The sequence below is a fragment of the Cupriavidus malaysiensis genome, from assembly GCF_001854325.1.
Lineage (GTDB): Bacteria > Pseudomonadota > Gammaproteobacteria > Burkholderiales > Burkholderiaceae > Cupriavidus > Cupriavidus malaysiensis.
Window position 1 is genome coordinate 3134753 of sequence record NZ_CP017754.1, and the last position, 14960, is coordinate 3149712.

Below are 14960 nucleotides of genomic sequence, written 5' to 3' on the forward strand. Positions count from 1 at the left end.
CGGCTGGCGGCGGCTGGCGGCAGATGACGTCGAGGGAAGGCTCGGGCGGCAGCGCGACGCAGCAAACCGCAGCGTGCTGGCCGCCGCGCGTCCCAGGCCGGTCGGGGCGCGCAAGGCGCCGCCCCAAGCTCGACATCATAGAGGAAATCCACGCTGCCCAGCGCAGCGTGTCCCGCGCGACGGGACCGCCGCCGCTACATCTGGCGGAACAGGTGCGCGTACTGGCGCGCCACCGGCAGCATTTCGTTGCGGTGGCGCAGTTTGAGGCTGACCCGCCCCAGCGACTGGTTGACGGCACTGGTTACGCAATCGATGTTGACGACGGTGCCGCGGTGGATCTGCCAGAAGCGCTCTGGATCGAGCTGCTGCGCCAACTCGCGCAGGCTGGTGCGGATCAAGGCCTCGCCATTGGCCGACACCACGTTGACGTACTTATCGGTCGCCTCCAGGTAGATCACCTCGTCGACCGGGATGATGCGGACTTCCTGGCCCACCAGGGCCTTGATGAAGCGCAGGTACTGGCCCGGCTGCTGCGGCGGCCGCTCGAGCGACTCCAGCCGCTCGAGCAATTGGGCCAGGCGCGCGCTGTCGACCTGGGCCGGTGCGGGTCCGGCGGCAGCCGGCCCGGCCAGGCGGGCCTTGAGGCGCGCGACGGTGGCGGCCAGGCGCTCGCTCTGTACCGGCTTGAGCACGTAGTCGACCGCGGCCCGCTCGAAAGCCTCTACCGCGAACTGGTCATAGGCTGTCACGAACACGACCAGCGGCGGCCGCGGCGACTCGAGCAGTTCGCGCGCCACGTCCAGGCCGCTCATGCCGGGCATGCGGATGTCGAGGAAGGCGACTTGCGGCGCTTCGGCACGCGCTGCCTCCAGCGCCGCCACGCCATCATGCACCGCCGCCACCACCAGTGCCTCCGGCCACAGCCGTGCCAGCTCGGCCTCCAGCACGCGGGCCAGCAGCGGCTCGTCATCGGCGATCAGGACGGTGGGACTTTGCGCCATCAGCGGACCTCCTCGATATCGTTGTCGTTGTCGTTGTCGTTGTCATTGCCGTTCAGTTGCCACGGCCGCTGCCGGCACAGCCGCCGAGGGCCCGCGGCTCAGGAACGTGCGGCGGCGCCGAGCGAAGCGGTGGCAGGCCTTCCCGCCAGCGCCGGCCCGGCTTCCCCGGCACCGGAAGCGGCGCGCTGGCCGGAATCCCTCGCCCCCTGGCCGATCGGCAGGGTCAGGCGCACGATCACGCCACGCGGGCTGTTCTCTTCGATCTGCATGGAAGCCCCGGCGCCGAAGATGCGCGCCAGCCGCTCGCGCACATGCGTCAGGCCGAGGCCGGAACCCTTGCCGCCGCCATGCGCAAACCCGACGCCGGTATCGGCAATCGACACCTGCACGGCGCCGTCGCCTGCGGCCCGTGCCGACAGCACGATGCGTCCGCCCATCATGCAAGGCTCGATACCGTGGGTGACGGCGTTCTCGACCAGCGGCTGGATCAGCATCGGCGGGATCTCGACCTCCGCCAGCTCGGCCGGCAGGTCGAGCTCATACGACAAGCGGGCGCCGAAGCGCATGCCCTGGATATCCAGGTAGCTGCGCAGCAGTTCGAACTCCTGGCTCAGCGTGCACTGCTCGGCGCGCGTATGCGCCAGCGAGGTGCGCAGGAAGCCGATCAGCCGCTGCAGCAGGCGGCGCGCAGCGTGCGGGTCGGTGGCGATGAGGCCATCCAGGTTGGCCAGCGAATTGAACAGGAAGTGGGGCTCGATCTGCGCCTGCAGTGCCATCAGCTGCGCACGCACCAGTTGCTTCTCCGCCTCCTCCCGCTGCAAGGCGTCGAGCGCCGCATGCCGCTCCAGGTAGGCCAGTTTCTCGCGCGACCAGTAGAAGTAGATCATGCTCGCCGAGGCCAGCATCCCCACCACCAGGCTGACACGCATCATTTCGCTGATCTCGCCCGGCGTCTTGGGCGGCAGGCCCAGCGACACGCGTGAGCACCAGCCGCCGATGATGACTCCCAGCGGCACTGCCGCCGCCGCCAGCAACAGGAAAGGCAGGCGGCGCGGCTTGTCGTTCCACCACAGGAAGACGCGCGGGATATCGATCAGCACCCAGATCGACAGACCGATCAACTGGCTGTAGACGAAGTTGTGCCAGAGCGAGCCGCCGGTCTGGAAACCGTAGTTCAGGCTGACCGCAATCACGGTGTTCATGCAGAGCACGAACGCGAGATCACGCATGAGGATCGAGAAACGCGACGGCACGGCAAGAGCAAGGCAGGGTTTCATGGCAACTATCTTAACCGCGTCCGTGGCAGCGGCAAGGCCCGGGCACCGCGCCGGCAACGCCCGCGGCACGCCCGCCGCCCGCACCTCAGTCGGCCGCACCCGGCTGCGGCCTGCGCGCACGCCACGCCTCGCGCCAGCCACCGCTCAACAGAAAGCGCGGAAAAGTGATCCATTGCTCGGCCAGGATGCGTGCCAGCGCGTCGCCTGCACCGCCGAACGGCTCGGGCGCGTGACGCTCAAGTCGATGGCCGCGCCCCTGCAGTGCCAGCGAGCCGAGCGCGGCGGCCAGGCCGGCGCCGGCGAACAGCGGGCTCCCCTGGCGGACGCCGGCCAGCACGGCCAATGTGCCGGCCATGAACAGGGGCACAGCGAACAGGTGCAGCAGCAGGTTGCGGGGATCCTGGTGGTTGCGGCCATAGCCGCGCCACTGCCACCGCAGCAGCGGGTCATCGCGCATGATCGGGCGCCTCGGGGGGCTGGCGGGTGCGCTGCTCAGCGGCGCAGGGCGCTGCGGCGCAGCAGCATCGCCACGCCGATGACCACCAGCAGCAGCGGCCACCACTGCCGCGCGAATGCTTGCGGCAGCAGCCCCGCATGCTGCAGCAGGAACACGCCGCCCAGCAGGATCAGGATCAGGGGGGCCAGCAGCCCGCGGTAGCGGGGGCGGCCGCAGCCTTCCTTCAATTCGTTCGCATTGCTCACTCGCGCTCTCCTCGCACCGGCCTCGAGGGGCCGTTTCCTGCGCCGCAGCATGCCGGCTCCAGCCCGTGTCCGGGCTCGGGGAGCAGCGCCGCCGCCGCAGCGTGAACGCAATGTACGCCCGGCGCCGCCGCGGCGGAAGATGCGTGCGACGAATGGGCCTGGCGAGGCGCCAACGGCCCGGCAGGATGCGCGAGCGGGCGGCGGTGGCTGCCTGTGCGGCCTGATCGACCGCACAGGCCCCGGCGCCGGCAGGACGCCGGGCTCAGGCGGCCAGCGCCTGCCGCCCCGCCGTCTCGGTCAGCACCGTGCTGACGGTCTCGCGCGACAGGTGGGGGGCGAACATATTGATGAAAGCATGGGCATAGCCGCGCAGGTAGGCACCACGCCGCACCGCCACGCTGGTGGTGTTGGCCTCGAACAGATGGTCGGCCGAGATGCGCACCAGGCCGGCATCCTTGCGCTCGTCGTAGGCCATCGACGCGATGATGCCCACGCCGAGCTCCAGCTCCGCATAGGTCTTGATCACGTCGGCGTCCATCGCTGTCAGGACGATCTCCGGCTGGAGGCCGGCGGCGGCGAACGCGCCGTCGATCTTGCGGCGTCCGGTGAAACCGGCGTCGTAGGTAATGATGGGGAAGCTGGCGATATCTTCCAGCGTCGGCTCGGGCAGGTGCGTCAGCGGGTGATCCGGCGAAACCACCAGCACGTGCTGCCAGTGGTAGGCCTCGAAGGAGGTCAGCCCGGCTTCGCTGGCCACCGCCTCGGTGGCGATACCGATGTCGGCCTGCCCGGTCAGCAACAGTTCGACGATATGGGCAGGCGAAGCTTCCTGCAACGCCAGCGTCACATGCGGGTAGGCGCGACGGAAGCTCTGCACCACCTTGGGCAAGGCGTAGCGCGCCTGTGTATGGGTGGTGGCCACCGTCAGCCGGCCAGTGTGGCGCCCGGCGAACTCGTCGCCGGCCTGGCGCAGGTTCTCGGCCTCGAGCAGCAGGCGCTCGACGATGCGCACGATCTCGCGGCCCGGCTCGGTCAGGCCGGTCAGCCGCTTGCCGTAGCGCTCGAAGATCTCCACGCCCAGCTCTTCCTCGAGTTCGCGGATCTGGCGCGACACGCCTGGCTGGGAGGTGTAGAGGGCGTTGGCGACCTCGGTCAGGTTGAACTGGCGGCGCACCGCCTCGCGGATCGATCGTAGTTGCTGGAAATTCATTGTGTGGCTCCCTGCTTGGCGGCATGCGCGCCTCGTGCACGCGCCGCGTTCTTGTCTTGTCCTTCGCCGCGCTGCACGAACACGCGCAACTGGCGCGGGCGTACCGCGAGCAGTTCGCCTTCGCGGAAGCCCGCGTGGCGGAAGCGCTCCAGCGGCAAGGCCGCCTCGATCACGCCCAGCTTGTCTTCGCGCTCCAGTTCGAGCTGCGCCACCGGCCCCAGCGCCAGCGCGCGGCGCAGCGTCACGGCGATGCCTTCGGCACCCGGCGCATAGCGCTCCAGGTCGAGTTCGTGCGGGCGCGCGTAGGCCACGGCTTCGCTGCCGTCCTCGTGGTCGGCTTCGTAGCTGCCGGCCACCACCGGCAGCGAGGCCTCGCCGGTATGCAGCACCCCGCCGCCGGCGCCCAGCTCGAGGCGGCCGTGAAACAGGTTCACGTTGCCGAGGAAGCCGAACACGAACGGTGTGGCCGGATGGTTGTAGACCGCTTCCGGCGTACCCGCCTGCTCTACCTGGCCGCGGTTCATCAGCACCACCTGGTCGGCCACTTCGAGGGCCTCTTCCTGGTCATGCGTGACGAACACGCTGGTCACGTGCAGTTCATCGTGCAGGCTGCGCAGCCAGCGGCGCAGCTCCTTGCGTACCTTGGCGTCGAGCGCGCCGAACGGCTCGTCCAGCAGCAGCACGCGCGGCTCCACCGCCAGCGCGCGGGCCAGCGCGATACGCTGGCGCTGGCCGCCGGAAAGCTGGGTGGGATAGCGGTCGGCCAGCCAGTCGAGCTGCACCAGTTCCAGCAGCGAGCGCACCTTGTCGCGGATCTGCGCCTCGCCGGGCCGCTCGCCGCGCGGCTTCACGCGCAGGCCGAAGGCCACGTTCTCGAACACCGTCATGTGCTTGAACAGCGCGTAGTGCTGGAACACGAAGCCGACGTTGCGCTGGCGCACATGCTGCTGCGAGGCATCGCTGCCCGACAGCAGGACCTGGCCGGCGTCTGCCCGCTCCAATCCGGCGATGATGCGCAGCAGCGTGGTCTTGCCGCAGCCCGACGGTCCCAGCAGCGCCGTCAGCTCGCCCTCGGCGAAATCCAGCGAGACCTTGTCGAGCGCGACGAAATCCCCGAAGCGCTTCTCCACGTTCCTGACCTGAATGCTCATGATGCCTGTCCTTGTTGCCTGTCGTGGGGGCTTGCCCCTGTCCTGCCTCACCTGCCCTGCTTCACGCCGGCGCGCCCTGCGCGCCGGCCTTGCTTTCCCTGGCGGCGCGCATCTCGACCAAGGTCTTGATGCCCAGCGTGACCAGTGCCAGCAGCGTCAGCAGCGAAGCCACCGCGAATGCCGCCGCGAAGTTGTATTCGTTGTAGAGGATCTCCACGTGCAGCGGCATGGTATTGGTCAGCCCGCGGATATGGCCCGACACCACCGAGACCGCGCCGAACTCGCCCATGGCCCGCGCATTGCACAGGATCACGCCGTACAGCAGGCCCCAACGGATATTGGGCAACGTGATGTGGCGGAAGGTCTGCCAGCCCGAAGCGCCGAGCACGATGGCGGCCTCCTCTTCTTCGCTGCCCTGCGCCTGCATCAGCGGAATCAGTTCGCGCGCGACGAAGGGGAAGGTCACGAAGATGGTCGCCAGCACAATACCCGGCACGGCGAACATGATCTTGATGTCGTGCGCTTCCAGCCACGGGCCCAGCCAGCCCTGCGCGCCGAACAGCAGCACGTAGATCAGGCCGGAGATCACCGGCGACACCGAGAACGGCAGGTCGATCAGCGTGACCAGCAGGCTCTTGCCGCGGAACTCGAACTTGGCGATGGCCCAGGCCGCCGCCACGCCGAACACCAGGTTCAGCGGCACCGCGATGGCGGCCACCGTCAACGTCAACTGGATCGCCGACAGGGCGTCGGGCTCGACCAGTGCCTCCCAATAGGTCTGCACGCCTTTGCGCAGGGCCTCGTAGAAGACCGAGGCCAGCGGCACGAACAGGAACAGGGCCAGGAACAGCACCGCCACCGCGATCAGGGCGCGGCGCACCCAGGGCGCCTCGCCGGTAGCGTCGTGGAAAGTGCCGGCGGGCTGCCTTGCGTTCAGGCGCCCTGCCAACGAGCTCGCTGCGGTTCCGGCCATCTCAGTGCTCCTCCGCCGCAGCGGCGCCATGCGCGGCTGCCCGCACACCCGACTGGTGGCGCCGGGTCCAGGCCTGCAGCAGGTTGATCAACAGCAGCAGCACGAACGAGATCACCAGCATCACCACCGCCACGGCGGTCGCACCGGCATAGTCGTACTGCTCCAGCTTGGAATAGATCATCAGCGGCGCGATCTCGGAGACCATCGGCATGTTGCCGGAGATGAACACCACCGAGCCGTACTCGCCGGTGCCGCGCGCGAAGGCCATGGCGAAGCCGGTCAGCAGGGCCGGCAGGATGGTCGGCAGGATCACGCGCCGGAAGGTCTGCAGCCGGGTCGCGCCCAGGCTGGCGGCGGCCTCCTCCAGTTCCTGCTCCACGTCCTCGAGCACCGGCTGCACCGTGCGTACCACGAAGGGCAGCCCGACGAAGGTCAGCGCCACCACCACGCCCAGCGGCGTGAAGGCAACCTTGATGCCGAGCGGCTCCAGCCAGCGGCCGAGCCATCCGTTACCGGCGAACAGCGCAGTCAGTGCAATGCCGGCCACCGCGGTCGGCAGCGCGAACGGCAGGTCCACCAGGGCATCGATCAGGCGCTTGCCGGGGAAGCGGTAGCGCACCAGCACCCACGCCACCACCAGGCCGAACACGGTGTTGACCACCGCCGCCACCAGCGAGGCACCGAACGAAAGCTGCAGGGAAGCCACCACGCGCGGCGCGCTGACCGTGTTCCAGAAGACCTGCCAGCTCATGGTGAAGGTCTTCAGGAAGGTCGCGGACAATGGGATCAGGACGATCAGCGCGAGATAGAACAGTGTGAAGCCCAGCGACAGTCCGAAGCCCGGCAGCACGGTGAAACGCTGGCTGATGCGCTGGCTGCTGCCGCGCCGCGCGGTGTTCGGCGCATCCGGCCGGGCCGGTGGCGGATTGTCCGCCAGGGAAAGGGAGGAAGGCATCTCGTCTCGTTTGCTGAAGCCCGGTGGGCCGCTTGCGCGGCGCTCCCGGGACGGGGGCTCTCTTCTTTATGCCGCCAACGCATATCGCGCCAGCCTACGAGACAGATTCTGCAGATCGGCCCTTATAAACAGAACGAATATTTGCGCATTTCTTTAATCGATTTAGATATAAGGAACCGTCGGCACGACTTCCACCCCCGATTCCCAGGGCCCGGCCCGCTCCTCGGTCGAAAGCGCGCCCGCCTCCGTCGCGTCGATCCGTTGCAGCAGCGTCGCGAGCAAGCCCAGCCCGGCGGGCCACTCTTCGAGTCCGGATTCGGCATTGATGTGCCCGAGGAGGCCCACGTCGACCAGTTCGCTGCCCCACAGCGTGCCCCAGCTGAAGGCGGTGCGCTGCGGCATCCAGGGGTCGTCGCGGCTGGCGACGAGCAGAGACGGGAAGGGCAGGTGCGAGGTGGGCAGCAAGCCGCCGACGCCGAATTTCTCGGGATCGGCTGGCGCCACCAGCAGCGCGCCGGCGATGCCCGAGGGATCGAGCGCGGCCTGCCGCAGCACGGCCAGGCAGCCGAAGCTGTGCGCCACCAGCACCGCGCCGCGCGGCGCCACGCGCTGCGCGCGCATGACGCCCTCGGAGACGCGCTCGGTCCATAGCGCCAGGCTGGGCCGCGACCAGTCGTGCTGTTCGATGCGCTGCCAGCCGGCGAAGCGGCGTTCCCAGCGGCTCTGCCAATGCGCCGGGCCGCTGCCATGCAGGCCCGGAACGGTCAGCACCTGCAGCCCTTTTGGTACATCCAGGCGGGCCTCGTCGACGGCCGCTCGGGCAACCGCCCTGCCCGCCCCCTGCGTGATGATCCGGTTCATGCCAGTTTCCTTTCGGTTTCCGCTTTCGATGTTCAGCGTTGCACCAGGGGCGCGGCCGCGCGCAGGCTGCGCACGGTCACCGCCTCGCCGGTGTAGCTTCCCTGCCCCAGTGCGATACCGGCCGCCTGCAGGCGCTCCACCGACAAGGCGTCCTGCAGCCGCCGCCCCACCAGCGTCACCCCCGCATTGCTGGCGCTGGCATGCAGGCCGGCCAGTTGGCGGTCGGTCCAGGTACGGCGCATGTCCAGCTTGAGCCAGTCAGGCTGAGCATGCGCCATCAGCGCGCCGGCCTCGGCCGGATCGGCGGCCTGCAGGCTGACCGCGAAGCCGTTGCGGCGGTAGTTGCCCACCACGTGCAGCAGCAGCGGCAGGTCCTCGTTGGCGCTCGCCGGCACCTGGATCACGAAGCGATCCAGCGGCAGGCCCAGCGAATACAGCGCGCGCCGGAAAGCCGCGCCATGGTCGTCGGCCACTGCGGCCAGCAGGCGGTTGTGCACGTTGAGCACCAGCCTGCCGCTGCCGTCGGCGGCGAAATAGTTGATCGCATGCACCAGGCGCGACAGCCGGTCGAGCGAGACCAGGGAATCGTCGTCGGCAGCCATGGCGAACAACTTCCAGGCCGCCAGACCGGGATCGTCGCCGCCGGCCTGCGCGCCGGAGTAGGTCCGGATCGAGCCTTCGTGCGCCACCACGGTCCGGTCGGCGAGGTTGACCAGCGGCTCGAAGGCGCTGGTCAGGGAACAGTGGAAAAACTGCCCCTGCACCTGCCCGCGCGCGTCGCGCCAGAGCGTGCGCCCGGACTCGGGCTGGCGCGGCAGGGTGTCGATGTAGCGGGCGAGCGCGCTTGCCAGCGCGCCGGATTCGATCTCGCTTGCCATTGCGGTTTCCTCGCGCAAATCTCCGCCGGGCATGGCGACCGTCGCCGCCGAGTCCGTCGTCTGCGTCACAGCTTCGCCACGGAAACCTCGGTGGCCTTGACCAGCGCGACGACATCGCTGCCGATGGTCAGGCCGAGATCCTTGACCGAGCGCGTGGTGATGACCGAGGTCACGATGCCCGCCGGCGTCTGCACGTCCACCTCGGAGACCACGGGTCCCTCGATGATGGCGGCGACCTTGCCGCGGAACTGGTTGCGAACGTTGATGGCCTGAATGCTCATGATAGAAGCTCCTGGGGTTGAGGGAGTAAAAGTTGAATCCGGGCGGAAGCCCGGCAAGGTTGATCAGGGGAAGCGGCGCTGGCACCACGCCAGGCATGCACCATCCGGCACGCGGCCTAGACCGCCCAGCGCACCGATTCGACGCTGCGCACCAGCGACCAGTCGGCGCTCGCCTCGCACCCGTGCGGCGCCGGCGCATCCTCGGCGCCGCGCTGCGCCTGGCGCATCACGCGGCGCAGCACCGCGTCCTCCAGTTCGGCGAAGGCGGCACTGCCGCGCTGGCGCGGCCGCGCCAGCGCGACGGCATGGTCCAGCGTGATGCGGCCGTCTTCGATCAGCACCACGCGGTCGGCCAGGGCGATCGCCTCCGAAACGTCGTGCGTCACCAGCAGCGCGGTGAAACCGAGCCGCCGCCACAGGGATTCGATCAGGGCCTGCATCTCGATGCGGGTCAGCGCGTCCAGCGCGCCCAGCGGCTCGTCCAGCAGCAGCAAGCGCGGGTGGTGCACCAGCGCGCGCGCCAGCGCCACCCGCTGGCGCTGGCCGCCGGACAGGCGCGCCGGCCATTCGCCGGCCCGTTCGGCCAGGCCGACCTGATCCAGCACGCGCGCGGCTTCCCCGCGGCGCTCGCGCGGCAGGCCGAGCGCGACGTTGTCCAGCACGCGCTTCCACGGCAGCAGGCGCGAGTCCTGGAACATCACGCGGATGTCACCCGGGAGCCCGCCGGCCGTTTCGCCTTCCCGGCCATCGAGCGCGATCTCGCCCGCGTCGGCCGCCTCCAGCCCGGCCACCAGGCGCAGCAAGGTACTCTTGCCGCAGCCGCTGCGGCCGACGATCGCGACGAACTCCCCCGGCGCGGCCTGCAGGTCCACGCCATGCAGGACTTCGCGGCCGTCGTAGCGCTTGACGACCTGCTGGATGCGCAGGGCCATACCGCCGGCAGTTGCCAGTTCGCGGGGCCGCTCCTGCGCCGCCCGCTCTTTCGTGCGTGCTTCCATCGTGCGCGCTTCCAGCAGGGCCAGCGCGGCCTGTTCGATCGGATTGCTCTGCATGCTTGCTCCTTGCCTCGTCCTTGCCGGTGCCCGCTCAGGCCGATTGATAGCCTGGATGCCAGCGCAGCCAGAAGCGTTCCAGCCCGCGCGACAGCACATCGGCCAGCTTGCCTAGCAGCGCGTACAGCAGGATGCCGACCAGCACCACGTCGGTCTGCAGGAATTCACGCGCGTTCATCGTCATGTAGCCGATGCCCGACTGCGCGGAAATAGTCTCGGCCACGATCAGGATGACCCACATCAGCCCCAGTGAGAAACGCACGCCCACCAGGATGCTGGGCAGAGCGCCGGGCAGGATCACCTCGCGGTACAGCCGCCAGCCCGACAGGCCGTAGCTGCGCGCCATCTCCACCAGGCCCGCGTCGACTGAGCGGATCCCGTGGTAGGTATTCAGGTAGACGGGGAAAAACACCCCGAGCGAGACCAGGAACAGCTTGGCGGTCTCGTCGATGCCGAACCACAGGATCACCAGCGGGATGAGCGCCAGCGGCGGGATGTTGCGCACCATCTGCAGCGTGCTGTCGAGCAAGGTCGCGGCCGGGCGGAAAGTGCCGGTCAGCAGGCCCAGCGCCAGGCCGAGGCCGCCACCGACGGCGAAACCGGCCAGCGCGCGCCAGGTGCTGACCCAGACGTGTTTCCACAATTCGCCCGACACGGCCAGGCCCCAGGCGGCCTCGGCCACCGCCAGCGGCGCCGGCAGCACGCGGTTGGACAGCCAGCCGGCCTGCGAGGCCGCCTGCCACACCACCACCAGCAGCACCGGCACCACCCAGGGTGCGATGGCCTGCCCGAGGGCACGCACCCGGGCCGTTCGCGGGCCGCGCTGCGACGCCGTCACCAAGGGAGCGGACATGGCGGTCTCCTCAGCCCTGCGCCGCGCGCGGCACGATGCCGGTGGCCATGACTTCGCCGAAGGGGCCCGACAGGACCTGGCCCGGCAGCTTTTCGCGCACCGCGCGCGGCAGCAGCGGGAACACCAGCTCGGCGAAACGGTAGGCCTCTTCCAGGTGCGGGTAGCCTGACAGCACGAAGGTGTCGATGCCCAGCTCGGCATACTCGGCCATGCGCGCCGCCACGGTCTTGGCGTCGCCGACCAGGGCGGTGCCGGCCCCGCCGCGCACCAGGCCTACGCCGGCCCACAGGTTCGGGCTGATCTCCAGCGCCTCGCGCGAACGCTTGGCACCGCCGGCATGCAGCGCGGCCATGCGGCGCTGGCCTTCCGAATCCATCTTGGCGAAGACCGCCTGCGCGCGCGCCACGGCGTCGTCGTCGAGCTTGCTGATCAGGTCGTCGGCCGCCGCCCAGGCCGCCGCCTCGGTCTCGCGCACGATCACGTGCAGGCGGATGCCGAAGCTGACGGTGCGGCCATGGCGCGCGGCGCGCGCGCGCACGTCGGCGATCTTCTCTGCCACCGCCGCGGGGGGCTCGCCCCAGGTCAGGTAGGTCTCCACCTGTTCGCCGGCGAGCTCATGGGCAGCTTCCGAAGAACCTCCGAAGTAGATCGGCGGATGCGGGCGCTGCAAGGGCGGATAGATGACCTTGGCCCCCTTCACCTGCAGGTGCTTGCCGGCGAAGCTGACCTGGCCGCCTTCGTGGCTGGCGGCCAGGACCTCGCGCCAGATGCGCAGGAACTCGCTCGAGGCCTCGTAGCGCTCGGCATGGTCGAGAAAGAGGCCGTCACCCTCCAGTTCGGCGACGTCGCCGCCCGTCACCAGGTTGACCAGCAGGCGTCCACCCGAGATGCGGTCGAAGGTGGCGGCCATGCGGGCGGCCAACGTCGGCGTCATCAGGCCCGGACGCAATGCCACCAGGAAGCGCAGCTTGCGCGTCACCGCGGCCAGCGCCGAGGCGGCCACCCAGGGATCCTCGCAGGAACGCCCGGTGGGAATCAGCACGCCGTCGTATCCCAGCGAATCCGCCGCCACGGCGACCTGCTTGAGATAGTCGAAATCCACCATGCGCGCGCCCTGCGAGGTGCCGAGGTAGCGGCTGTCGCCGTGGGTGGGGATGAACCAGAAAACCTGCATGTCCTTGCCTCGTTTGTCTTCGCTAAGTCTTCGCTAAGCCGTCGTTGCGGGCGCCATCAGCGCGGCGCCTGGCGCCAGCTGGCGTCAGCGACCTGGATCGCCTTGGGAATCAGCTTGAGTCCGTGGAACACATCGGCGATACGCTGCTGCTCGGCCAGCACCTCGGGCGTGACCGGCTTCGCGCCATAGGCGAAGCGCGCCACGGCCAGGTCCACCACCGCGGGTTCGAGACCGAGTTCGGTGGTCAGCACCGAAGACGCGGCCTTGGGGTTCTTTTCCGCCCAGGCGCCGAGGGCGGCCAGTTCGTCCAGGATCAGCTTGACCACATCGGGCCGCGCTTGCGCATAGGCCCGCGATGCCAGGTAGAACTGGTGGTTGCTGACCACGTTGCGGCCGTCGGCGAGCACGCGGGCATTGAGCTGGACCTGCGCGGCGGCCAGGAACGGATCCCATATCACCCAGGCATCGACCGCGCCGCGCTCGAACGCGGCGCGCGCATCGGCCGGCGCCAGGTAGACCGGCTGGATTTCGCTGTAGGGCACGCCCGCCTTCTCCAGCAGGCGCACCAGCAGGTAGTGGACGTTGGAACCCTTGTTCAGCGCCACGCGCTTGCCGCGCAGGTCGGCCACCCGCTGGATGGCGGAATTGCGCGAGACCACGATGGCCTCCGCGGCCGGGGCCGGCGGCTCGTTGCCGATATAGGCAAGCTGGGCGCCGGCCGCCTGGGCGAAGATGGGCGGCGCCTCGCCCACGGTGCCGAAGTCGATCGAGCCGACGTTGAGGCCCTCTAGCAACTGCGGACCGGCCGGGAACTCCGTCCACTTGACGCCGATGCCGAGCGGCGCGAGGCGCTGCTCCAGCGTGCCGCGGGCCTTCAGCAGCGTCAGGGTGCCGTACTTCTGGTAGCCGATGCGGAGCTGCTTGGGATTGATGGACTGCGCGCCGGCCGGCGTGGCGAGCAGTGCGTAGAAAAGGCCGACCGCCGCCACCAGCGCGACCTGAAGCAGTCTGCGGGCACGGTTCGGCAGGGTCGGCAGGGAATTCTGGCTGGCGTTCATCGGTAGCGCTTCCTGGTTCGGTCTGCAGCATTCCATCGTCGGCACGGCCGCATGGCGCGACAGGCGCGCACGACCGCCCTCCTGCAGCCCGCCGCGCGGGCCGCATGCCTGCGGCGGGACCGGGGCTCGCTACGCGCGTGGCGCACCGGCCCTTGCCTGCCGTCCTTCAGTTCAAGCGGGACATCGTTCGCGGGGGGCGACCGCCTGCCTCGCCTTCGTTACGCGGGCCAGGGCTCCGTTCGCATGCCTCAGCCCCCCGGGGTTCAGCGCTTGCCTGGCTGGTAGATCTGGTCGAACGAGCCGCCGTCGGCAAAGTGGGCCTTCTGCGCCTTCTGCCAGCCGCCGAACACTTCGTCGATGGTGAACAGCTTCACTTTGGGAAAGTTGGCCGCGTACTTGGCCGCCACCTTCTCCGAAATCGGGCGGTAGTAGTTCTTGGCGGCGATCTCCTGGCCCTCTTCGCTGTAGAGGAACTGCAGGTAGGCTTCGGCCACCTTGCGCGTGCCCTTCTTGTCGACCACCTTGTCGACCACCGCCACGGGCGGCTCGGCCAGGATGGAGACCGACGGCGCGACGATGTCGAACTTGTCCGGACCGAGCTCCTTGACGGCGAGAATCGCTTCGTTCTCCCAGGCAATCAGCACATCGCCCAGGCCACGCTCGACGAAGGTGGTGGTGGCGCCGCGCGCTCCCGAGTCCAGCACCGGCACATGCTTGAGCAGCTCGCCCACGAATTCCTTCGCCTTCTGTTCATTGCCGCCCGGCTGGCGCAGTGCATAGCCCCAGGCTGCCAGGTAGTTCCAGCGCGCCCCGCCGGAGGTCTTCGGGTTCGGCGTGATCACCTGCACGCCCGGCTTGACCAGGTCGCCCCAGTCCTTGATGCCCTTCGGGTTGCCCTTGCGCACCAGGAACACGATGGTCGAGGTGTAGGGCGAGGCATTGTGCGGCAGGCGCTTCTGCCAGTCCGGCTTGAGCAGGCCCTTCTCCGCGATCGCATCGATGTCGTAGCCCAGCGCCAGCGTCACCACGTCCGCATCGAGGCCGTCGATCACCGAGCGCGCCTGCTTGCCCGAGCCACCGTGCGACTGGCGGATGGTCACGGCGTCGCCGCCCTTGGCCTTCCACTCCTTGGCAAAGGCCGCGTTGACGTCGACATACAGCTCACGGGTCGGATCGTAGGAAACGTTCAGCAGGTTGGTGTTGGCCGAGGCGCCTTGCGCCGCGCCGAGCAGTGCGACTGCCGCGAGTCCGATGGCCAGCTTGCGAATCATCTTGTCTTGCTCCCTTCTTCGTGTCGTGAAGCGCCCATCGGCGCCGGCTTTATGGCCTTCCGCGCTGGGAAAGCTTGCTTGTGTCAGGGGAGAAGACTACCGAGCGGCCTATCTGAACGGAACGAATGGTTTCGCCGATCCTTGCGCGCTTTGCGCATAAGATCCGGCCGCTATATGCACATGCCGCACAACGGCAGCGGACCGGCCGGGAGCACGGTGACAGCCGCCGCCACGATGGCGCGGCCCAAAGAAAAAACCCGCCC

16 protein-coding genes are annotated in these 14960 nt (G+C 69.1%); all 16 read right to left on the reverse strand.

The features are described from left to right. Positions 1-194 precede the first annotated feature (194 nt). The 16 genes from BKK80_RS14135 to BKK80_RS14210 all read right to left on the reverse strand — a co-directional run bounded on the left by BKK80_RS14135 (position 195) and on the right by BKK80_RS14210 (position 14697). Positions 195-1001 carry a LytR/AlgR family response regulator transcription factor gene (locus tag BKK80_RS14135; protein WP_071013655.1) on the reverse strand — a complete coding sequence of 269 codons (807 nt, stop codon included), beginning with the start codon at positions 999-1001 and terminating at the stop codon, positions 195-197. A 98-nt stretch (positions 1002-1099) separates the two neighbouring features. Beyond that, positions 1100-2278: a sensor histidine kinase gene (locus BKK80_RS14140; RefSeq protein ID WP_071013658.1), complete on the reverse strand. Its 1179-nt coding sequence runs from the start codon at positions 2276-2278 to the stop codon at positions 1100-1102. A gap of 85 nt (positions 2279-2363) precedes the next feature. Next, positions 2364-2735 carry a DUF962 domain-containing protein gene (locus tag BKK80_RS14145; protein WP_071070028.1) on the reverse strand — a complete coding sequence of 124 codons (372 nt, stop codon included), beginning with the start codon at positions 2733-2735 and terminating at the stop codon, positions 2364-2366. A gap of 35 nt (positions 2736-2770) precedes the next feature. Further along, entirely contained in the window at positions 2771-2980 is a 210-nt protein-coding gene (locus BKK80_RS14150) for a LiaI-LiaF-like domain-containing protein (protein ID WP_231907922.1), read from the reverse strand. Positions 2981-3242: 262 nt separating this feature from the next. Beyond that, positions 3243-4190 (reverse strand): CysB family HTH-type transcriptional regulator, encoded by a 948-nt coding sequence (locus tag BKK80_RS14155; protein WP_071013663.1) that lies wholly within the window; start codon positions 4188-4190, stop codon positions 3243-3245. Then, positions 4187-5341 carry a sulfate/molybdate ABC transporter ATP-binding protein gene (locus BKK80_RS14160; RefSeq protein ID WP_071013665.1) on the reverse strand — a complete coding sequence of 385 codons (1155 nt, stop codon included), beginning with the start codon at positions 5339-5341 and terminating at the stop codon, positions 4187-4189. The genes BKK80_RS14155 and BKK80_RS14160 overlap by 4 nt, the downstream gene beginning before the upstream one ends. A 61-nt stretch (positions 5342-5402) precedes the next feature. Continuing rightward, complete coding sequence (gene cysW / locus BKK80_RS14165) at positions 5403-6314, reverse strand: sulfate ABC transporter permease subunit CysW (protein ID WP_071070030.1); 912 nt, start codon at positions 6312-6314, stop codon at positions 5403-5405. A gap of 1 nt (position 6315) precedes the next feature. Next, positions 6316-7269, reverse strand: a complete 954-nt coding sequence (gene cysT, locus BKK80_RS14170) for a sulfate ABC transporter permease subunit CysT (protein WP_071070031.1) — start codon at positions 7267-7269, stop codon at positions 6316-6318. 162 nt (positions 7270-7431) lie between these two features. After that, positions 7432-8130: an RBBP9/YdeN family alpha/beta hydrolase gene (locus BKK80_RS14175; RefSeq protein ID WP_071013674.1), complete on the reverse strand. Its 699-nt coding sequence runs from the start codon at positions 8128-8130 to the stop codon at positions 7432-7434. Positions 8131-8162: 32 nt separating this feature from the next. Next, entirely contained in the window at positions 8163-9008 is an 846-nt protein-coding gene (locus tag BKK80_RS14180; RefSeq protein WP_071013676.1) for an EAL domain-containing protein, read from the reverse strand. Between the two features lie 65 nt (positions 9009-9073). Continuing rightward, positions 9074-9289, reverse strand: a complete 216-nt coding sequence (locus tag BKK80_RS14185) for a TOBE domain-containing protein (protein ID WP_071013679.1) — start codon at positions 9287-9289, stop codon at positions 9074-9076. 116 nt (positions 9290-9405) lie between these two features. Further along, positions 9406-10287, reverse strand: coding sequence for an ATP-binding cassette domain-containing protein (locus BKK80_RS14190; RefSeq protein WP_083384230.1), 882 nt, complete (start codon positions 10285-10287; stop codon positions 9406-9408). Between the two features lie 88 nt (positions 10288-10375). Further along, positions 10376-11194, reverse strand: a complete 819-nt coding sequence (ssuC, locus tag BKK80_RS14195) for an aliphatic sulfonate ABC transporter permease SsuC (RefSeq protein ID WP_071013683.1) — start codon at positions 11192-11194, stop codon at positions 10376-10378. A gap of 10 nt (positions 11195-11204) precedes the next feature. After that, complete coding sequence (gene ssuD / locus BKK80_RS14200) at positions 11205-12368, reverse strand: FMNH2-dependent alkanesulfonate monooxygenase (protein WP_071013685.1); 1164 nt, start codon at positions 12366-12368, stop codon at positions 11205-11207. A gap of 56 nt (positions 12369-12424) precedes the next feature. Beyond that, positions 12425-13426 carry a sulfonate ABC transporter substrate-binding protein gene (locus tag BKK80_RS14205; protein ID WP_071013688.1) on the reverse strand — a complete coding sequence of 334 codons (1002 nt, stop codon included), beginning with the start codon at positions 13424-13426 and terminating at the stop codon, positions 12425-12427. A 263-nt stretch (positions 13427-13689) separates the two neighbouring features. Beyond that, positions 13690-14697 carry a sulfate ABC transporter substrate-binding protein gene (locus tag BKK80_RS14210; RefSeq protein WP_071013691.1) on the reverse strand — a complete coding sequence of 336 codons (1008 nt, stop codon included), beginning with the start codon at positions 14695-14697 and terminating at the stop codon, positions 13690-13692. Positions 14698-14960: the final 263 nt, after the last annotated feature.

Coding starts and splice junctions, on each gene's coding strand:
- BKK80_RS14135 (WP_071013655.1), bottom strand. CDS start 1,001: ATGGCGCAAAGTCCCACCGTCCTGATCGCCGATGACGAGCCGCTGCTG.
- BKK80_RS14140 (WP_071013658.1), bottom strand. CDS start 2,278: ATGAAACCCTGCCTTGCTCTTGCCGTGCCGTCGCGTTTCTCGATCCTC.
- BKK80_RS14145 (WP_071070028.1), bottom strand. CDS start 2,735: ATGCGCGATGACCCGCTGCTGCGGTGGCAGTGGCGCGGCTATGGCCGC.
- BKK80_RS14155 (WP_071013663.1), bottom strand. CDS start 4,190: ATGAATTTCCAGCAACTACGATCGATCCGCGAGGCGGTGCGCCGCCAG.
- BKK80_RS14160 (WP_071013665.1), bottom strand. CDS start 5,341: ATGAGCATTCAGGTCAGGAACGTGGAGAAGCGCTTCGGGGATTTCGTC.
- cysW (WP_071070030.1), bottom strand. CDS start 6,314: ATGGCCGGAACCGCAGCGAGCTCGTTGGCAGGGCGCCTGAACGCAAGG.
- cysT (WP_071070031.1), bottom strand. CDS start 7,269: ATGCCTTCCTCCCTTTCCCTGGCGGACAATCCGCCACCGGCCCGGCCG.
- BKK80_RS14175 (WP_071013674.1), bottom strand. CDS start 8,130: ATGAACCGGATCATCACGCAGGGGGCGGGCAGGGCGGTTGCCCGAGCG.
- BKK80_RS14180 (WP_071013676.1), bottom strand. CDS start 9,008: ATGGCAAGCGAGATCGAATCCGGCGCGCTGGCAAGCGCGCTCGCCCGC.
- BKK80_RS14185 (WP_071013679.1), bottom strand. CDS start 9,289: ATGAGCATTCAGGCCATCAACGTTCGCAACCAGTTCCGCGGCAAGGTC.
- BKK80_RS14190 (WP_083384230.1), bottom strand. CDS start 10,287: ATGGAAGCACGCACGAAAGAGCGGGCGGCGCAGGAGCGGCCCCGCGAA.
- ssuC (WP_071013683.1), bottom strand. CDS start 11,194: ATGTCCGCTCCCTTGGTGACGGCGTCGCAGCGCGGCCCGCGAACGGCC.
- ssuD (WP_071013685.1), bottom strand. CDS start 12,368: ATGCAGGTTTTCTGGTTCATCCCCACCCACGGCGACAGCCGCTACCTC.
- BKK80_RS14205 (WP_071013688.1), bottom strand. CDS start 13,426: ATGAACGCCAGCCAGAATTCCCTGCCGACCCTGCCGAACCGTGCCCGC.
- BKK80_RS14210 (WP_071013691.1), bottom strand. CDS start 14,697: ATGATTCGCAAGCTGGCCATCGGACTCGCGGCAGTCGCACTGCTCGGC.